This window comes from Rathayibacter sp. SD072 (genome assembly GCF_017355185.1).
Classification (GTDB): domain Bacteria; phylum Actinomycetota; class Actinomycetes; order Actinomycetales; family Microbacteriaceae; genus Rathayibacter.
The window spans coordinates 65,538-82,267 of the sequence record NZ_JADILJ010000013.1; the positions used below are offsets into that span (position 1 = coordinate 65,538).

The window sequence follows — 16,730 nt, forward strand, 5'->3', positions numbered from 1 at the left end:
GGGGTTCGTCGTCTCCGTAGGGCGGGCCCGCTCAGTTCCGAGCAGCAGCGCGGATCGCGTCCACCGTCGCGCGCGGCGTCGTGTTCTCGCCGATCCGGTTGGGCTTTCCCGTGCCGTGGTAGTCGCTCGACCCGGTCGTGACCAGGCCGTACCGCTCCGCGAGCTCGCGCAGCCTCCGCTTGCCCTCCGCAGTGTTCTCGCGGTGCTCGACCTCGAGGCCGAACAGCCCAGCGTCGACGAGGTCCGGCAGCATCGACTCCACCACGATGCCGCGGGTGCTGGTGGCCGGGTGCGCGATCACGGGGACGCCTCCCGCCGCGCGCACCAGGCGGACCGCGTCGACCGGATCGGGTGCGTAGTGCGGCCGGTAGTACCCGCCCCGCCAGTCGAGGATCCCCGCGAACGCGGCCGAGCGATCGGTCGCGAGACCGCGGGCCACGAGGGCGTCGGCGATGTGCGGGCGCCCGATCGTGGAGCCGGGGGCCGTCTGCGCCAGGACGTCGTCCCAGGTGAGGTCGTAGTCGACGGCGATCGCGGTGACGATCGCCTCGGCGCGGTGCATCCGCTCGGAGCGGATCCGCGCGGTCTCGGCGACCAGGCCCGGATCCTCCGGATCGACGAGGTACGCGAGCACGTGCACGCTCGCCCATCCGACCCGAGACGAGAGCTCCATGCCGGGGAGCAGCGCGATGCCCGCCGCGTCGGCGGCGGCGCGAGCGGCCGCCCATCCGCCGGTCGAGTCGTGGTCGGTCAGGGCGACGCCCGCGAGACCCGCGTCGGCGGCCGCGCGCACGAGCACCTCGGGCGGCTCGGTGCCGTCGGACACGAGGGAGTGGGTGTGGAGGTCGAACCCGCCTCCCGCGACATGCATGCCGCCCATCGTAGACGCGCGTCCTGCGCCCGGGGCCGGGAGGATGCCCTACCCTGAGCCGGGATGGGGACGAGACTGGTGAAGTTCGCGGTGGCCGCTGCAGTGGCGATCGTCCTGCTCGTGGCGACCGCTCCCGGATTCTTCGGACTCGCCCGCGAGGCCCCGTTCGCGCAGCTCGTGTCGTTCCGCCTCGGCACGGCGCTCGGCGCCGTCGTCGTCGCCCTGGTGGTCGTCGTCGTGGCGGTCCTCGTGCCGCCCGTGCGCCGCCTCGCCCTTGCACTCGCGGCCCTCGGAGTCGTCTTCGCCGTGGTCCTCGCCGGGCTGCAGGGCGTGCGCGGCTACGAGGACAGCGCCCCCCGCGCCCACCGCCTCGCCGATCTGCGCATCCTCACCTGGAACACGCTGGACTCGGTCGCCGTCGCGGACGTCGTCGCGCTCGCGGACGAGAGCGCCGTCGACGCCCTGGCCCTCGTCGAGGTCTCGGAGGCACCGGCTCAGGAGATCGCCGCCGCGCTCGCCGCCGCCGGCCGCCCGATGACCCTGCACTACGCCGCGGGCGGAGGAGGGATCGCCGGCACGGCGCTCCTGCTCGCCCCGTCGCTGGGCGCCTATGCGGTCGATCCCGGCAGCACGCCGACCGGCACCCTGCCCTCGCTCGTCGTCCGGCCGGACACCCCCGAGCGCCCGGTGATCGCCGCCGTGCACGCCGCACCGCCGATCCCCGCCCTGATGGCCGACTGGCGCAGCGACCTCTCGCGCCTCGCCGCGCTCTGCAGCACCGAGGAGGACGTGGTCGTCGTCGGCGACCTCAACTCCACCCTCGACCACTGGTCCGGGCTCCCGGGCACGGCCGACCTCGGCGGCTGCAGCGACGCGGGCGCGCTCGCGGGCGGCGGCGGCACCGGCACCTGGCCCGCCTCGGTCCCCGCCGCGCTCGGCGCCCCGATCGACCACGTGCTCTTCTCGGGACGCCGCGAGGTCTCGGGCTACCTCGTCGTCGACGACCGCGACGACGCCGGGAGCGACCACCGCCCCGTGCTCGTGCAGCTGTCCGTGCGGGGCATGGTCAAGGACTCCTCCTGACCCCTCCTCCGCCCGCCGAGGAGGAGAATGGGATCATGACGAACACGGACGAGCAGACCACCCCGACGCCCGTCCCCGCCGCAGCGCCCACCCCCCGCGCGACCGCGAACCGCTCGACGACCCCCGCCTCGGACCGCTTCCGCGACTTCATCGCCGCGGGCTGGGCCGACCGCGAGGAGCCGCTGCCGGAGCCTCGCGAGCAGGCCTCCTTCGCGGCCTCCCGACGCGACCGGCTCTCGGCGCTGCACCTCGGCGAGCGCGTCGTCGTCCCCGCCGGGCGGCTCAAGCAGCGCGCCAACGACACCGACTACCCGTTCCGCGCGCACTCCGCCTTCACCTGGCTGACCGGCTGGGGCGCCGACTCCGAGCCGGGCGCCGTGCTGGTGCTCGAGCCGGGCGAGTCGGGCCACTCGGCGGTGCTCTACTTCCGCGAGCGCGCCGGACGCGACTCCGACGAGTTCTACGCGAACCCCGAGATCGGCGAGTTCTGGATCGGCCCCCGTCCCTCGCTCGCGCAGGTGTCGGCCGACCTCGGCCTCGAGGCCCGCGGCATCGACGAACTCGACGCCGTGCTGGACGCCGCCGACGACGTGGCCGTGGCCGTCCTCCGCGAGGCCGACCCGCTGGTGGCCGAGCGCCTGGCCGGGCGCACCTCCGCCGACTCTGACGCCGCCCTCGAGCGGGACCTCAGCGAGCTGCGGCTCGTCAAGGACTCCTACGAGATCGCCGAGCTGCGTGCCGCGGTCGACGCCACGGGCCGCGGCTTCGAGGACGTGCTCTCGGATCTGCCGCGCATCATCGCCCACGAGCGCGGCGAGCGCCTGATCGAGGGCGTCTTCAACGGACGCGCTCGCGCCGACGGCAACGCGGTGGGCTACGACACGATCGCGGCGGCCGGACCGCACGCGTGCATCCTGCACTGGACCCGCAACGACGGACCGGTGCGACCCGGCGAGCTCGTGCTGCTGGACGCCGGAGTGGAGCAGGAGAGCTACTACACCGCCGACATCACCCGCACCTTCCCGGTCGACGGCGTCTACACCGACGCGCAGCGCCGGGTGCACGAGACGGTGCGGGAGGCGGCGGACGCGGCCTTCGCGATCGTCCGCCCGGGCATCCGCTTCCGCGACGTGCACGCGGCGGCGATGGCCGTGATCGCCCGCCGGACCGCCGAGTGGGGTCTGCTGCCGGTCAGCGCCGAGGAGGCGCTCGAGGCCGACAACCAGCAGCACCGCCGCTACATGGTGCACGGCACGAGCCACCACCTGGGTCTCGACGTGCACGACTGCGCGAAGGCCCGCCGCGAGATGTACCTCGACGGAGTCGTCGAGGCCGGCATGGTCTTCACCATCGAGCCCGGCCTCTACTTCCAGCCCGACGATCTCACCGTGCCGGAGGAGCTGCGCGGCATCGGCGTCCGCATCGAGGACGACGTGCTGGTCACCGAGGACGGCGCCGAGAACCTCTCGGTCGGCATCCCGCGCTCCGCCGACGAGATCGAGGCGTGGATGGCGCGGCTGGCGGGCTGAGTTCGGCCCCCTATCGTCGGGTCGGGCGGTTCGACGAGCCCGTCAGGCGGCGAGCGCCTGCGGGACTGCTCGTGCCGCGGCGAGACCCTCGAGGAGCGCCGCGAGCTGACCGGCCGGCGCCTTCGGGTCCTCCGGGTGCCACTGCACGCCGACGATCGGCGCGCTGAGGTGCTCGATCGCCTCGACGACGCCGTCCTCGGCGCGCGCCACCACCGAGAGGCCCGGGGCGAGCACGTCGACGGCCTGGTGGTGCGCGCTCTGGACCGCCAGGACCTCGGCGCCGAAGAGTCCGGCGAGCGTCGAAGCGGGCGCGATGTCGACCGCGTGGACGTGCATCCGATCGTGGGCGGGAGCGGCCGCGTTGACGTGCGCGGCACCCGGCCCGAGATCGGGGACGAGCGTGCCGCCGAGGGCGACGTTGACGATCTGGAGGCCGCGGCAGATGCCCAGGAGCGGCGTGCGCCGGGCGAGAGCGCGGTGCACGAGGGCGATCTGCGCCTCGTCGGCCCGTTCCGCGTGCGGGCCCTCGCCGGGATAGCCCCGGTCCGCTCCGTAGCGCTCGGGGGCGATGTCCTCGCCGCCGGCCAGCACGATCGCGTCGGCGCCGTCGGTCTCGGCGAGGAGGCGGGCGGCGCCCAGGTCCTCGGCCGCGTAGCGCTGCGCCTCCCAGCCGAGCTCGCGGGCGAGCGTCAGCAGCCGGCCGTTGAGGATCTGCACGTAGGCGTGGTAGTCGTCGCGGCCGGGGCGGGTCCGGGCGACCTCCACGATGGCGAGCGAGCGGGTCATGCGCTCCATCCTGCGCGGGGCGCGGATCGCGGTCGAGTCGGGGCGACACGCTCCGTAACACGGGGGCCGTACGATCACGGAGTGACCTCCGCTCCCCCGCCCCCGCCGGAGCGGCTGCAGCGCGTCCGTGCCGACGTCTCGGTCCTCGCCGGCCTCACCTCGGAGCGGCAGGTCCGCCCGCTGCGCGAGGCCGCGGACCGCGTGGCTGCGGACCCGGAGGCCGACTCCGACGCCCTGCTCTCGGCGATCGAGTCCCTGACGGCGCTCCTCGCCCGCGCGGAGGCGCAGCTGAGCGGACTGGAGCGCTCGGTGCGGGACGATCTCGCCCGGGCCGACACGCTCTCCGACGTCCGGACCGCCGCCCAGGTCTCGTCGGCCGCCGACGTCGCCGCCGCGGGCGCCGCCGCGCGGGCGCTCCTGCTCGACGCGGACGAGGCCCGCGCGGGAGGGGCGCGCCACGATCCGGCGGCGGTCCTCGCGCTGCTGCTCGAGGCCGACGCCGCGCTGGACGCGGTCGTCGCCGGATACCGCGATCCGCACGCGCAGGCCGAGCGCCAGCTCATGCTCTTCGAGGCGGCGCGGACCGCGGCCAGGCTCGGCGCCGACGCCGTGGCCCTCCTCGCGCTCGTCCACGGCGACAGGATCACCGCGGCGCCCCGGATCCTCGCGGAGGAGACCGGCGAGCAGCTGGCCGCGGCGGCGCGACTCGCCGCCGGGGATCCGGCTGCGGCTCTCGAGCAGGCCCGGGGGGCGGCCGACCGCTCGCGCTCGGCTCTGGACGAGGCGCTCGTCGATCTCGACGGCCCGTCGGCGGCCGTGCCCGCCACCCCGGGCGCCGACGCCTCACTGGGCGCGCTCCCGACGGTCTGAGGGTCCCGCGTGCCGCGTGCCATAGTGAGGGGCATGGCGTCCTTCCTCGTTGTCCCGCAGTGGCAGGGCTCGGCGTCGACCCGCGCGATGCGCCTGGTCGACGGCGCCGAGGCGATCCGCGGCGATCTGCCCTCCTCCGCCACCGTCTCCGTCGAGATCCCCGCCGAGGCGGGCGACGCGCAGGACACCGGGATCCGCCGCTACGCCTCCGTCGCGACGACCGCCGAGCGGATCCGCGAGGCGCTCGCCGGCCGGCCCGGCCCCGTGATCACGATCGGGGGCGACTGCGGCGTCGAGTTCGCCGCGATCGGCCACGCCGTCCGCACCGCCGAGGGGCCGGTCGCACTCGTCTGGCTCGACGCGCATCCGGATGCGAACACCCCCGCCACGTCTCCCAGCGGCGCCTTCTCGGGCATGGTCCTCTCGGCCGTCCTCGGCCGCGGCGTCGGCCTGCTCAGCGCGGGCGCCGGGGAGCGCGTCGAGGACTCGAGCGTCGTCCTCGGCGGCGTGCGCTCGATCGACCCGGGCGAGATCGAGGGACTCCTCGAGCGCGGTGCGCAGAGCCTCTCCGCCGACGAGCTCGATCCCGAGTCGCTCGTCGCGGCCGTCGAGGCCACCGGCGCGCGCTCCGTCTACGTGCACATCGACCTCGACGTCCTGGACCCGGCCGAGATCGCCGGGCTGTTCGACCCGGTGCCCTTCGGCGTCCCCGCGGCCCGGCTCGTCGCGAGCCTCGAGGCGCTGCGCGCCCGCTTCCCGCTCGCCGGCGCCGGAGTCACCTCCTTCGCCCCCGTCTCCCCCGCGGCCGCGGTCGACGACCTGCCCACGATCCTCCGCCTGCTCGGCGCGCTGGCCCGCGGGGCCTGAGCGACCACTCGGAATGCGGACCGTCGGACGGCGCGATGTCGGCGGCACCGGGCAGGATGGTCGGACGCGACCGAGCGGAGGACCGACGTGCGAGAGCCCAGCGTGAGCGAACCCCGCGAGAGTGAGCCCCCAGTGAGCGAGCCCCGCGAGAGCGAGCGGGGCGCGAGCGGCGAGCGACCGCGCGTGCGCACGGAACGGCGCGGGCACGTGCTCGAGATCGTCCTCGACCGCCCCGAGAAGCGCAACGCCGCCGATCTCGCGATGCTCACCGCCCTGGCCGGGGCGTACGGCGAGCTCGACCGCGACCCCGAGCTGCGCGTCGGCGTCGTCCTCGCCGCGGGCGAGCACTTCACCGCCGGGCTCGACCTCGCCGACATCGGCCCGCGGATCACCTCCGGTGGACTGGACTTCGTCCCCGAGGGCGGCCTCGACCCGTGGGGACTGCGGACCCGCCCCGTGTCCAAGCCCGTGGTCATCGGGCTGCAGGGCACGTGCCTGACGCTCGGCATCGAGCTCGCTCTCGCGAGCGACGTGGTGGTCGCTGAGGAGTCCACGAGCTTCGGCCAGATCGAGGTCGCCCGCGGCATCCTGCCGTTCGGCGGCGCCACGCTGCGCTTCCCGAGGGCCACCGGCTGGGGCGACGCCATGCGGTGGATCCTGACGGGCGACTCCTTCGACGCGGCCGAGGCGCACCGCATCGGACTCGTGCAGCAGGTCGTCAGCGACGGAGCGGCCGCCGCCGACGCCCGGGCGATCGCCGAGCGGATCGCCGCCCAGGCGCCGCTCGCGGTGCAGGCGGCCCTCGCGAACGCCCGGCTCGCCCTGTCCTCCTCCGACGACCAGGCGGCGCGCGCTCTGCCCGCCGAGCTCGCCCGACTCGCCGCCTCCGAGGACGCCGGCATCGGACTGCGCGCCTTCCTCTCGCGGACGACCGCTGAGTTCACCGGACGATGAGCGACGAGATCCTCGCCCCCGCGGCCGCCACCCGACCCGCCACGGCCTCCCACCCCGCCGAGCAGGCCTCCTCGCTCGAGTCGCAGCAGGAGCGCGCCGCCCGCCAGCTCGAGGTGCGCCTGCGCTACGGCGACCAGGTGTGGGAGCTGCGGGAGGTCGACCACTTCGCCGTCTTCTCCCGCGCGAGCCGAGCCCGACGGGCCGGGCGTGCGCTCGTCGCCTCCGGCTACGAGATCGCGATCTCCCGGCTGCGGCTTCGGCACGTCCTCGTCGCGAGCCACCACGCCGCGGTCCACGAGGAGGCCACCACGGCGTTCCTCCGCCAGGTCATCGACGCCGTCGAGAGCGAGGGCGGCCGCTACGACGGCTGGCGAGCCGAGATCGTGCCCGCCCACTGACCTCCCGCCGGCCGCGCCGGCACCCCCGCCGGGACGGAGCGCCCCGGCCAGCAGTCACGGGCGGACGCCCGAGAAGGATCCGGACACCATGAGCACCGAGAAGACCCCCGCCGACGAGTTCGACCTCATCGTCATCGGAGCAGGACCCGTGGGCGAGAACATCGCCGACCGGGCCGTCCAGGGCGGCCTCACCGCGGCGGTCGTCGAGAGCGAGCTCGTGGGCGGCGAGTGCTCGTACTGGGCCTGCATGCCCTCCAAGGCGCTGCTCAGGGCCCCCATGGCGCTGCGGGCCGCGCGCGACCTCCCCGGCGCCGCGCAGGCCGTGACCGGCGGCGTCGACGTCGCCGCGCTCCTCGCGCACCGCGACTCCGTCACGAGCGGCTTCGACGACCACGGCCAGGTGCAGTGGCTCGAGGGAGCGGGCATCGAGCTGGTGCGCGGGCACGGTCGCCTGAGCGGCGAGCGGGAGGTCACCGTGACCGCCCCGGACGGCACCGAACGCGTCCTCCGCGCCCGGTCGGCCGTCGCCGTCGCGACCGGCACGACCGCCGTCGTCCCCGATGTCCCCGGACTCCGCGACGCCGCTCCCTGGACGAGCCGCGAGGCGACCAGCGCCGAGACCGTGCCGCCCCGGCTCGTCGTCATCGGCGGCGGAGTGGTCGCACTCGAGATGGCCACCGCATACGCGGGGATGGGCTCCTCCGTCACCCTGCTCGCGCGCAGCGGACTGCTCGCCCCCTTCGAGCCCTTCGCCGGGACGCTGGTCGGCGACTCGCTCCGCGGGCTCGGCGTCGACGTCCGCCTCGGAGCCTCGCCCGCCTCGGTCGAGCGCCGCGCCGACGGCACCGTCTCGGTCGTCCTCGAGGACGGCGGCACCGTCGAGGCCGACGAGATCCTCGCGGCCACCGGCCGGGCCCCGCACACCCGCGACGTCGGACTCGAGACGGTCGGCCTCGAGCCGGGCTCGTCCCTCACCGTCGACGACACGATGCTCGTGCTGGACGCCGACGGTGCGCCGATCGGCGGATCCACGCCGTGGCTCTACGGAGTGGGCGACGTGAACCACCGCGCCCTCCTCACCCACCAGGGCAAGTACCAGGCCCGCGCGGCGGGCGACGTCATCGTGGCCCGCGCCACCGGAGCCGAGGTGCACGACTCCCCGTGGGGCGCGCACGTCGCGACGGCCGACCACGAGGCGGTGCCCCAGGTCGTCTTCACCGATCCGGAGGTCGCCTCGGTCGGCCTCACCGCGGCGGCCGCCGAGAAGGCCGGCTACCGCACCCGCGTCGTCGACTACGAGATCGGCTCCGTCGCCGGAGCCTCGCTGGCCGCGGTCGGCTACACGGGCACCGCGCGCATGGTCGTCGACGAGGACCGCCGCGTCGTGCTGGGCGTCACCTTCGTCGGCAAGGAGGTCGGCGAGCTCCTCCACTCGGCCACGATCGCGGTCGTCGGCGAGGTGCCGCTGTCGCGGCTCTGGCACGCCGTCCCCTCCTACCCCACGATCAGCGAGGTGTGGCTGCGCCTGCTCGAGACCTACGGTCGCGAGAGCGCGTGAGCACGCTCCGCAGGGCGGTCTCGGCCGTCGCCCTCCATCCCGCGATCACCCGCCCCGGGTACCTCTTCGGGTGCGCGGTGGGGCTCGCGTGGGGCGCCGTGTGGAGCACCGGCCGGATCGAGCGCCGGAACGGCCTCGTGGTCTTCCGCGGCATGCCGGACTGGTCCTACGGCCGGGGCGGCTCGTGCGTCGGCACGAGCTACTTCACCGGCACCAACGCCTCCGACCGCGTCCTCGAGCACGAGGCCGTGCACAAGCAGCAGTGGAAGCGCTACGGGATGTGGTTCCCGTTCGCGTACCTCGTGGCGGGACGCGATCCGCTGCGCAATCGATTCGAGATCGAAGCCGGTCTCGAGAAGGGCGGATACCTCCGTGGTCGCTGACATGAAGGGGCGCGTCGTCGTGCTCACCGGAGCGAGCTCCGGGATCGGGAGGATCGCCGCGGGCGAGCTGTCGCGTGCGGGTGCGACCGTCGCGGTCGTCGGCCGCAACGCCGAGCGCACCCGCTCGGTCGCCGCCGATGTCGGAGGAGTGCCCTTCGTGGCCGACTTCGACCGGCTCGACGACGTGCGCGCGCTCGCGAGCGCACTGCTCGAGCGATTCGACGGGATCGATGTGCTGGCGAACAACGCCGGCGGTCTCGTGTCGGAGCGGGGGGTGTCGGCCGACGGGTTCGAGCGGACGATCCAGAGCAATCACCTCGCGCCGTTCCTGCTGACCCGCCTGTTGCTGCCGCGCCTCATCGAGACGGGCGCCTCCCGCCCCGGGGCGCGCGTCGTCTCGACCGCGAGCGTCGCCAACCGGTTCGGGCGCCTGGATCTCGAGGACCTCGACCGGAGGAAGGGGCCGTGGCTGGGCGGATGGCGCGCCTACGGCACCTCCAAGCTCGCGACGATCCTGTTCATCCGCGAGCTGGCCGAGCGCCTGCTGCCGACAGCCGTGGACGCCTACTCGTTCCACCCCGGATTCGTGGCCACCGGCTTCGGCGCCGACTCCCGTCTGATGAAGACGCTGCAGACCCTGACCTCGGGCTCCTACGGCATCACCGCCGAAGCGGGGGCGGTGCCGCTGATCACGCTCTGCTCCGAGCCCGACGTCGGAGCCGCGAGCGGCACCTACTTCGACGGCCTGAAGCCCGGAGGCGCCGTCGCACCCCAGGCCCGCGACCGCCGCCTCGGCACCGACCTCTGGGACCTCTCGAGCCGCCTGGTCGGCGTGCCCCCGACCCTCTGAGCTCCTCCCGCACCCCTCCTGCAGGCGTATGCCTCGCAGAACCTCAGCTGCGGAGGGGGCCCGACGGCTGACAGCCGCGAGCACCCCTCCTCACCTGACGTCGCGCAGGGATGCAGCGGGTCGCAGGGGCGTCGTCTGCAAGGCGGACGAGCTCCGCATGGTGGAACCCTGCTGTGCGAGGACAACGCCGCAGTCGGCGCCCTCTTCAGTCCCCGAGCGGGTCGCAGGGGCGTCGTCTGCAAGGCGGACGAGCTCCGCATGGTGGAACCCTGCGGTGCGAGGACAACGCCGCAGACGGCGCCCCTCTTCAGTCCCCGAGCGGGTCGCAGGGGCGTCGCCTGCAGGGCGGACGAGCTCCGCATGGTGGAACCCTGCTGTGCGAGGACAACGCCGCAGACGGCGCCCCTCTTCAGTCCCCGAGCGGGTCGCAGGGGCGTCGCCTGCAAGGGCGGACGAGCTCCGCATGGTGGAACCATGCGGTGCGAGGACAACGCCGCAGACGGCGTCCCTGCGGCCCGCTCGGTCAGTTGGCTTCGGAGCGGCCGAGGCGCCAATATCCCATGAACGCCACGCGCTTCCGGTCGACGCCGAGCTCGGTGACGAGGCAGCGGCGGATGCGCTTCACGGCGCCGGCCTCGCCGGCGATCCAGGCGTAGAGGCCGGGGTCCTTCGTCTCCTCGGGCACCTCCCACAGGATCTCGCTGTCGACGTCGACGTCGGACACCTCGACTCCGCGGTGGTGGGCCGTGAGGAACCGGGTCGCCCAGGTGCGGACGGAGGCGTCCAGCGCCGCTCCGCAGTCCGCTCCGCTCTCCCGGACGATCCAGGTCACGTGCACGCCCGCGGGGTGGCGCAGCTCGAGGCGGTCCTCGGCGGTGGGCACCTCGAGGAACGCGGCTCCGGAGGCGTCTGCCGGCAGGCTCTCGAGGATCGCGCCGATCGCGGGCACGGCCGTCTCGTCACCGGCGAGCAGGAGCGAGGTGGCGGCTCCCGGATGCCACTCGACACCGCCGCCGGGGAGCTCGGAGCGGGAGTCGGGGGCGATGATCACGACCTCGGCGCCCGGGGCGGCGGTGCCGACCCAGGCGGAGGCCGGGCCGGAGTCGCCGTGCGCGACGAAGTCGATGTCGACCTCGGACAGCTCGGGGCGCACGGCCCGGATCGTGTAGGTGCGCAGCGGGTTGCGCTGCTCGTCCGGCAGCGTGCGCCAGCGTCCGTACCAGTCGGCCGCGACGCCGTCGGGGGCGTCGAGGTCGGCGACGGAGGACAGGAAGGCGCGAGCGTCGGAGGTCGGGGTCGGCACCACCAGCTTGATGCGCTGGTCGGGGCCGGTGCAGCCGACGGAGTCGAGGTCGTCGCCCGTGAGGGTCACGCGGATGAAGTGCGGCGCGATCCTGGTCGCCCGTGCGACGGTCGCGAGGTACGGCCGGTAGGCCGGGCGGGCGGGGGCGGCGGTCGTCGGAGGCATCGCCTCAGTATCGCATAGTGAGGTGAGCCTCACCTAACTCCGAGAACGGAACGGGAGCGCGGGTCAGCGGGCGGCGTGCTCGGCCGAGACGCGCAGGCGAGCCTCGACGTCGGCGGCGAGCTCCGCGATCACCGGGCCCGCTCCACCGATCCAGGCGCAGAAGTCGTGGCGCTCGTCGGCCCACGGGTAGTCGCCGCCGACCACGGACATCTCGCCGACCCAGGCCCGGACGGCGCGCTCGAGCGCCATGCCGCGACGGCAGAGACCGCCGGTGCCGGGGGCACCGGACCGGGTGGAGCGCCCCAGCCACGTCACCGTGACGCGACCCGGCGCCGACAGGGGCGGCAGCCCGCGGGCGTCGTCGACCTCGACGAACACCTGGCCGCGCGCGTTGGCGGGGAGGGAGTCGAGCATGCTCTGGATCCACGGCACGACGGTCTCGTCGCCCGCGATCAGGAACTGCTTGACGCCCGTCGGCTCCAGGCCGTCGCGTCCCTCGAACATGCACATCGAGAGCAAGTATAGGCATGCCTTACCTAAGCGCCAAGCGATCCGACCTGATGATCCGCCGAGGTCTCACCACTGCGGAGGATGCCGCCGCTGCCAGCGCGCACGGCGCTCGAGCTGCGCTCCGATCGAGAGCAGCACCGCCTCGCCGCCGGGCCGCCCGATCAGCTGGATCCCCATGGGCAGACCGCCCTCGGTCATCGAGAGCGGCAGCGTGATCGCGGGCAGGCCGCTGACGTTCACGAAGGACGTGAACGGCGTGTACTGCACCTGCTGGGCGAAGTTGCGCTCCGGATCCTCCGCGTCGTACCAGCCGACGGGTCGCGGGGTCATCGTCATCGCGGGTGCCAGCACGGCGTCGAACGTCGAGAACGAGGCGATCACGGCGCGCTCGTAGGCGGTGAGGACCGAGGCCGCCTCGACGATGTCGCGCGCGCTGAGACGCCTGCCCTCGAGGACGAGCCAGCGGGTGAGCGGTTCGAGGAGCGCGAGATCCTCCGCGGTCTCGACCGGCAGCGTCGAGGCTCCGCTCTGCCAGAGCGTGCGGAAGGCGGCCGGGTACGCCGCGCTGGGCGGCAGCGACGCCTCTTCGAGGCCGTGCCCGAGGGCGGCGAGGGCGGCGACTCCCTCGTCGAAGGCGGCCTGCGCCTCGGGCTCCAGCCGGATGTCCTGCACGTCGTCCCAGGGGGACGCGGTGAGCACGCCGATCTGGAACCGGCCCTCGCCTCGGACCGCGGCACCGAGGAACGAGCCCTCCCGATCCTCCGGAGCCGCCACCGAATAGGGATGCGGGATCACGCCGTTGCGGCGCTCGAGCATCCCCTCGAGCAGGAGGCCCGCGTCGGCGACCGAGCGGGCGATCGGCCCGGCGACGACCAGACCGCCGACCCCGCCGACGCCGGACGTCGCCGGCACGCGGCCGCGCGAGGGCTTCAGCCCGACGAGCCCGCAGGCGGCGGCCGGGATGCGGATGGACCCGCCGCCGTCCGACGCCGGCGCGAAGGGCAGCAGTCCGGCGGCCACCGCCACCGCCGCTCCTCCGCTCGAGCCCCCGGCGCCGAGCCGGGTGTCCCACGGCGTGACAGCCGGCGGTCCGACGCGGCTCTCGGTGTAGGACGGCATGCCGAACTCGGGGGCCGCCGTCTTGCCGAGGCTGATCGCCCCGGCCGCGTCGAGCACGTCGACGATCTCGTCCGAGACGTCCGGCACGAAGTCCTCGCGCAGTCGGGAGCCGGACGTGGTCCGTACTCCCCTGCGCCGCCACAGGTCCTTGTCGCCGCTCGCGAGTCCCCACAGCGCCGCGGTGCGCGGCAGAACCCCGGCGGTGAGAGCCGCGGCCCGCTGCCGGGCGGCCTCGGGTGTCACCGTCGTGAACGCTCCGAGCTCGCCGTTCCACCGGTCGATGCGCGCGAGGTAGTGGTCGACGAGCTCGAGAGGCGAGACCTCTCCGCGCTGCAGCTGGTCCCACTGCTCCTGGGCGCTGAGGTGGTGGAGTTCGAACATGGGAACGACCCTATTCCCCCGCGCTCGAGAGCCGCGGGGAACAGGGTCGTCCGGGGAGCGGGGGTCAGGCGGCGCGCCTGCCGACCTCGCGGGTGCTCTCCTCGGCGCCGTGGCGGCCACCGGCCGGCACGACCGTGTCGCGGTCGACCCGCGCTCCGGTCGCGACGACGGCTGAGCCGCCGATGCGCGTGTAGCTGCCGATGCGGGCACCCGGGCCGATGATCGCCTCCGGCCCGACGTGCACGTTCGCGCCGATGAAGGCGCTGTGCCCGATCATCGCGTCACGGTCGATCCAGCTGCCGGCGCCGATCCACGCCCGCTCCCCGACCGTCGCGCCGGGCTCCACGTAGGCGCCCGTCTCCACGTAGGCGGACGCCGAGACGCGCGAGCCCGGAGCGACCATGCCGCGTCCGTTCGCATGGCGACGGTAGACGATCTCCTCGTCGCCGCCGCGCGTCCCACGTCCCTTGTTCACTGCTGCTGCTGCCATCTGCGTCGTGCTCCTCCGAGCGTTCCGGGGGGCGGGGCTCCGGGCCCCACCCCGTCATCCGTAGACAACGCCGAGCAGTACTCGGGCATTCCCCGTTCCGGGGCACGACCAGGGCGGATGCGGCGGCTCAGCGCGGTTCGACGCGGTCGGCGACCGCCGTGACCACGGCTCGGAAGCGCTCGGGCGCCTCGCGGATCCGCCGACGGGCCAGGACCCCGGCGAGAGCCGACGACGCGGCCGAGGCGACGACCTCGCACTCGACGCGCGCTCCCCCCTCGTCGGCCAGCACCCGCCACTGCTCGACACCCGCGAGAGGAAGCCGTCGCTCGAACCCGTCCGCAGTGCGGGTGTAGGCGCCGTCGTCGGCGAGCACATCGGCCAGCGCGGCGAGCACGGGAGCGGTGCCGGCGTGGAGGATCGAGGCCAGGGCGAGGAGGCTGCGCACCGCGGAAGTCTGTCACGCCTCGCGCGAGGACCGCTCAGGAGCGCGCGTCGAGCACCCGCCGCAGCCAGTCGAAGGACGCCTTCGGCACCCGGTCGCCGCCGCGCGCATCGAGGGCGACGAGCCCGTGCGGGCGGGTGTAGCCGTGCTGCCACTCGAACGCGTCGACCAGGGTCCAGAGCTGGATCGCCTCGAGGGGCAACCCCTCGTGGACGGCCTCGGCGAGAGCGCCGAGGTGCGAGCCGAGCCAGCGGATCCGCTCGGTGTCGACGATCGCGCCGTCCTCGTCGAGCATGTCGGGGAAGCTCGCCCCCAGCGAGGTGACGACCAGCGGGGGCAGCGCCTCGCCGTACCGCTCCACCAGCCGACGGAGGACCGACACCGGCGCCCAGGGAGCCGACGGCGAGCCGTCGCCGGTGCGGTCGAGCTCGGGCCACGGCCGCTCGTGGAACGGGAGGAGCGGGGGTGCCCCGACGCCGGTCGGGGCCGACGGATCCCGGCCCGCCGCGATGCGGTGCGGCGGCAGCGGGGCGACGGCGTAGAAGTCGAGGGGGGCGGCGATGCGCTCGAGGTCGCGGGGATCCACGCGCGCGAGGCGCTCGAGGAAGGGCGGCAGCTCCTCCGGACCCTGCGGGTACGCGCCGGTGAGCACCGCGTCGGCGACGAGCCGATTGCGGAGGACGTCGGCGAGACCGGCCCACGCGACGTCCGCCTCGGAGTCGCTCGCCGGCTCGAGGGGCGCGAGGGCGTCGACGAGGCCGATCCGTCCGCTCACCTCGGCCGAGCGCAGCGCCTCGACGGCGATGCCGTGCCCGAGGAGCTGGTGGTGCAGCGCCGGCAGCGCGTTCAGGAGGCGGCCTGCTGCGGGAGCCTGGCGGGTGAGCGCGTAGCCCTCGAGCATCACGGTCGACGGCTCGTCCACCGTCACCCAGTCGGCGACCCGGTCCCCCAGCTTCGATCCGACGTCGAACGCCAGATCGCCGAAGCGGAACGCCGTGTCGCGGTTCATCCACCCGCCCGTCAGCGCGGAGGGGGTATCGCGGTGGTGCAGCGTCAGCACGGTGCGGATCCCGGCCTCGGCGAGCGCGTCGAGGAGCCGGTCGTAGAAGCCCAGCCCACCGCGGTCGAGCGGCCCGCGGCCGTCGGGCTGCACCCTGGGCCACGAGAGCGAGAGCCGCAGCTCCTCGGCCCCCAGGTCGACGAGCAGGGCCAGATCCTCGCGCCAGCGCAGGAGGAAGTCCGTCGCGATCTCGGGCGTCGCCTCCTCGGCGATCGTGCCGCGCCGCAGCGCGAAGTCGTCCCAGACCGAGCGGCCGCGCCCGCCGGTCTCGAGCGACCCCTCGGTCTGGAAAGCGCTCTGGGCGAGCCCGATGCGCAGTCCGGACGGCAGCAGCCGCCCGAGCTCACGGGGGTCGTCGAAGCGCGCGGCCTCGGCGCGCACCTGCCGCCGATCGCGTCCGCGTGCCGCGTCCTCGCTCATGGTTCCTCCGAAGGGTCGAGGGTTGTATTCTCGCGGAAGCGCTCTCCCGTCCGCCGACCACTCCGCCGCCCGGCGGAGTAGCCGTCCGCCCGCAGGTGTCCATCCGGTGACGACGGGCGCGCCCGCTTGACAGTGCCCGCGCGCGACCGTGCAATGGACGCACAGTGCCAGGACGTGTCGACACAGCAGGACCGGGGGGTTCATCGGGGTCTCCGATGACCCGTGTCCGTCGACCCCGGATGCGGCGCGCTCGGCGCCCCGCGCTCCTCGCCGCCCTCGTCGCGGTGGTCGTCGGAGCACTCGCCCCGGCCGCGGCGGCCTCGCCGCTGGCCGTCTCCTCGCCCGCGTCGGGATCGGTGATCCCCGGTGGCCCGACCGCGGTCAGCGGGACCGGCACGGCCGGGAACCAGATCCAGGTCGGCGTGCGCGGCGGAGGCGATCCCCTCTGCATCACGACGGTCGCGGCCGACGACACCTGGAGCTGCACCGCGACGCTCGCCGACGGACCCACGGTGCTCACGGCCGTCGAGCTGCTCGCCACGGGAGGAACGACGACCACGACCGCGCAGCTCGCCGTGCTGAGCCCGCCGGTGATCGGCTCCGTCGACGGCTCGGCCACCTCCGCGGGCTCGGTCCGCGGGACCGCCTACCCGGGCGCGAGCGTGGCGGTGACGACCGACGGCGGTGCCTC

The 16,730-nt window shown here is 74.7% G+C and carries 17 protein-coding genes and 1 pseudogene; 10 read left to right on the plus strand and 8 right to left on the minus strand.

The window, feature by feature from the left end:
* Positions 1-31: 31 nt before the first annotated feature.
* Positions 32-871 (minus strand): PHP domain-containing protein, encoded by an 840-nt coding sequence (locus IOC53_RS07460; RefSeq protein ID WP_207403986.1) that lies wholly within the window; start codon positions 869-871, stop codon positions 32-34.
* A gap of 63 nt (positions 872-934) precedes the next feature.
* Between IOC53_RS07460 and IOC53_RS07465 the strand changes: the two genes are divergently transcribed.
* The gene (locus tag IOC53_RS07465; RefSeq protein WP_207403988.1) at positions 935-1,954 is read left to right on the plus strand and encodes an endonuclease/exonuclease/phosphatase family protein; all 1,020 of its coding nucleotides are present in this window, start codon (positions 935-937) and stop codon (positions 1,952-1,954) included.
* Positions 1,955-1,989: 35 nt separating this feature from the next.
* Positions 1,990-3,483, plus strand: coding sequence for an aminopeptidase P family protein (locus tag IOC53_RS07470; protein WP_207403990.1), 1,494 nt, complete (start codon positions 1,990-1,992; stop codon positions 3,481-3,483).
* 42 nt (positions 3,484-3,525) lie between these two features.
* Here IOC53_RS07470 and IOC53_RS07475 read toward each other — a convergent pair whose 3' ends face one another.
* On the minus strand, positions 3,526-4,269 hold the full coding sequence (locus IOC53_RS07475; protein WP_207403992.1) for a gamma-glutamyl-gamma-aminobutyrate hydrolase family protein: 744 nt from the start codon (positions 4,267-4,269) through the stop codon (positions 3,526-3,528).
* A gap of 81 nt (positions 4,270-4,350) precedes the next feature.
* Here IOC53_RS07475 and IOC53_RS07480 point away from each other — a divergent pair, with 81 nt between their 5' ends.
* The 7 genes from IOC53_RS07480 to IOC53_RS07510 all read left to right on the plus strand — a co-directional run bounded on the left by IOC53_RS07480 (position 4,351) and on the right by IOC53_RS07510 (position 10,149).
* Complete coding sequence (locus IOC53_RS07480; protein ID WP_207403994.1) at positions 4,351-5,139, plus strand: hypothetical protein; 789 nt, start codon at positions 4,351-4,353, stop codon at positions 5,137-5,139.
* A gap of 33 nt (positions 5,140-5,172) precedes the next feature.
* On the plus strand, positions 5,173-6,006 hold the full coding sequence (locus IOC53_RS07485) for an arginase family protein (protein ID WP_207403997.1): 834 nt from the start codon (positions 5,173-5,175) through the stop codon (positions 6,004-6,006).
* A 183-nt stretch (positions 6,007-6,189) separates the two neighbouring features.
* A complete protein-coding gene (locus IOC53_RS07490; protein WP_207403998.1) occupies positions 6,190-6,960 on the plus strand; it encodes a crotonase/enoyl-CoA hydratase family protein in 771 nt (256 codons plus the stop codon).
* Positions 6,957-7,358: a ribonuclease E inhibitor RraB gene (locus IOC53_RS07495; protein WP_207404007.1), complete on the plus strand. Its 402-nt coding sequence runs from the start codon at positions 6,957-6,959 to the stop codon at positions 7,356-7,358. Before IOC53_RS07490 ends, IOC53_RS07495 begins: the two co-directional genes overlap by 4 nt.
* An 88-nt stretch (positions 7,359-7,446) precedes the next feature.
* Positions 7,447-8,916 carry an NAD(P)/FAD-dependent oxidoreductase gene (locus IOC53_RS07500; RefSeq protein ID WP_207404009.1) on the plus strand — a complete coding sequence of 490 codons (1,470 nt, stop codon included), beginning with the start codon at positions 7,447-7,449 and terminating at the stop codon, positions 8,914-8,916.
* Positions 8,913-9,299 carry a Fe-S oxidoreductase gene (locus IOC53_RS07505; RefSeq protein ID WP_307786101.1) on the plus strand — a complete coding sequence of 129 codons (387 nt, stop codon included), beginning with the start codon at positions 8,913-8,915 and terminating at the stop codon, positions 9,297-9,299. The genes IOC53_RS07500 and IOC53_RS07505 overlap by 4 nt, the downstream gene beginning before the upstream one ends.
* Positions 9,289-10,149: an SDR family NAD(P)-dependent oxidoreductase gene (locus IOC53_RS07510; RefSeq protein WP_307786102.1), complete on the plus strand. Its 861-nt coding sequence runs from the start codon at positions 9,289-9,291 to the stop codon at positions 10,147-10,149. Before IOC53_RS07505 ends, IOC53_RS07510 begins: the two co-directional genes overlap by 11 nt.
* A gap of 523 nt (positions 10,150-10,672) precedes the next feature.
* Here the strand turns inward: IOC53_RS07510 and IOC53_RS07515 are convergent.
* The 6 genes from IOC53_RS07515 to IOC53_RS07540 form a co-directional block, all read right to left on the minus strand.
* Positions 10,673-11,617 carry a siderophore-interacting protein gene (locus tag IOC53_RS07515; RefSeq protein WP_207404010.1) on the minus strand — a complete coding sequence of 315 codons (945 nt, stop codon included), beginning with the start codon at positions 11,615-11,617 and terminating at the stop codon, positions 10,673-10,675.
* Positions 11,618-11,680: 63 nt separating this feature from the next.
* Positions 11,681-12,127 carry an SIP domain-containing protein gene (locus IOC53_RS07520; protein ID WP_207404012.1) on the minus strand — a complete coding sequence of 149 codons (447 nt, stop codon included), beginning with the start codon at positions 12,125-12,127 and terminating at the stop codon, positions 11,681-11,683.
* 66 nt (positions 12,128-12,193) lie between these two features.
* A complete protein-coding gene (locus tag IOC53_RS07525) occupies positions 12,194-13,627 on the minus strand; it encodes an amidase (protein WP_207404014.1) in 1,434 nt (477 codons plus the stop codon).
* A 64-nt stretch (positions 13,628-13,691) separates the two neighbouring features.
* Entirely contained in the window at positions 13,692-14,117 is a 426-nt protein-coding gene (locus IOC53_RS07530; RefSeq protein WP_207404016.1) for a transferase, read from the minus strand.
* A 127-nt stretch (positions 14,118-14,244) separates the two neighbouring features.
* On the minus strand, positions 14,245-14,562 hold the full coding sequence (locus tag IOC53_RS07535; RefSeq protein WP_207404018.1) for a hypothetical protein: 318 nt from the start codon (positions 14,560-14,562) through the stop codon (positions 14,245-14,247).
* A gap of 34 nt (positions 14,563-14,596) precedes the next feature.
* Positions 14,597-16,039 (minus strand): glycoside hydrolase family 1 protein, encoded by a 1,443-nt coding sequence (locus IOC53_RS07540; protein WP_207404020.1) that lies wholly within the window; start codon positions 16,037-16,039, stop codon positions 14,597-14,599.
* 215 nt (positions 16,040-16,254) lie between these two features.
* On the opposite strand from IOC53_RS07540, the pseudogene IOC53_RS07545 reads away from it, so the two are divergent.
* Positions 16,255-16,730, plus strand: a pseudogene (locus IOC53_RS07545) (hypothetical protein); the annotation flags it as partial.

What these genes read in the sequence shown, in the direction of transcription:
- IOC53_RS07460 (WP_207403986.1), bottom strand. Translation starts at nt 871, where the DNA reads ATGCATGTCGCGGGAGGCGGGTTCGACCTCCACACCCACTCCCTCGTG.
- IOC53_RS07465 (WP_207403988.1), top strand. Translation starts at nt 935, where the DNA reads ATGGGGACGAGACTGGTGAAGTTCGCGGTGGCCGCTGCAGTGGCGATC.
- IOC53_RS07470 (WP_207403990.1), top strand. Translation starts at nt 1,990, where the DNA reads ATGACGAACACGGACGAGCAGACCACCCCGACGCCCGTCCCCGCCGCA.
- IOC53_RS07475 (WP_207403992.1), bottom strand. Translation starts at nt 4,269, where the DNA reads ATGACCCGCTCGCTCGCCATCGTGGAGGTCGCCCGGACCCGCCCCGGC.
- IOC53_RS07485 (WP_207403997.1), top strand. Translation starts at nt 5,173, where the DNA reads ATGGCGTCCTTCCTCGTTGTCCCGCAGTGGCAGGGCTCGGCGTCGACC.
- IOC53_RS07495 (WP_207404007.1), top strand. Translation starts at nt 6,957, where the DNA reads ATGAGCGACGAGATCCTCGCCCCCGCGGCCGCCACCCGACCCGCCACG.
- IOC53_RS07500 (WP_207404009.1), top strand. Translation starts at nt 7,447, where the DNA reads ATGAGCACCGAGAAGACCCCCGCCGACGAGTTCGACCTCATCGTCATC.
- IOC53_RS07515 (WP_207404010.1), bottom strand. Translation starts at nt 11,617, where the DNA reads ATGCCTCCGACGACCGCCGCCCCCGCCCGCCCGGCCTACCGGCCGTAC.
- IOC53_RS07520 (WP_207404012.1), bottom strand. Translation starts at nt 12,127, where the DNA reads ATGTGCATGTTCGAGGGACGCGACGGCCTGGAGCCGACGGGCGTCAAG.
- IOC53_RS07525 (WP_207404014.1), bottom strand. Translation starts at nt 13,627, where the DNA reads ATGTTCGAACTCCACCACCTCAGCGCCCAGGAGCAGTGGGACCAGCTG.
- IOC53_RS07530 (WP_207404016.1), bottom strand. Translation starts at nt 14,117, where the DNA reads ATGGCAGCAGCAGCAGTGAACAAGGGACGTGGGACGCGCGGCGGCGAC.
- IOC53_RS07540 (WP_207404020.1), bottom strand. Translation starts at nt 16,039, where the DNA reads ATGAGCGAGGACGCGGCACGCGGACGCGATCGGCGGCAGGTGCGCGCC.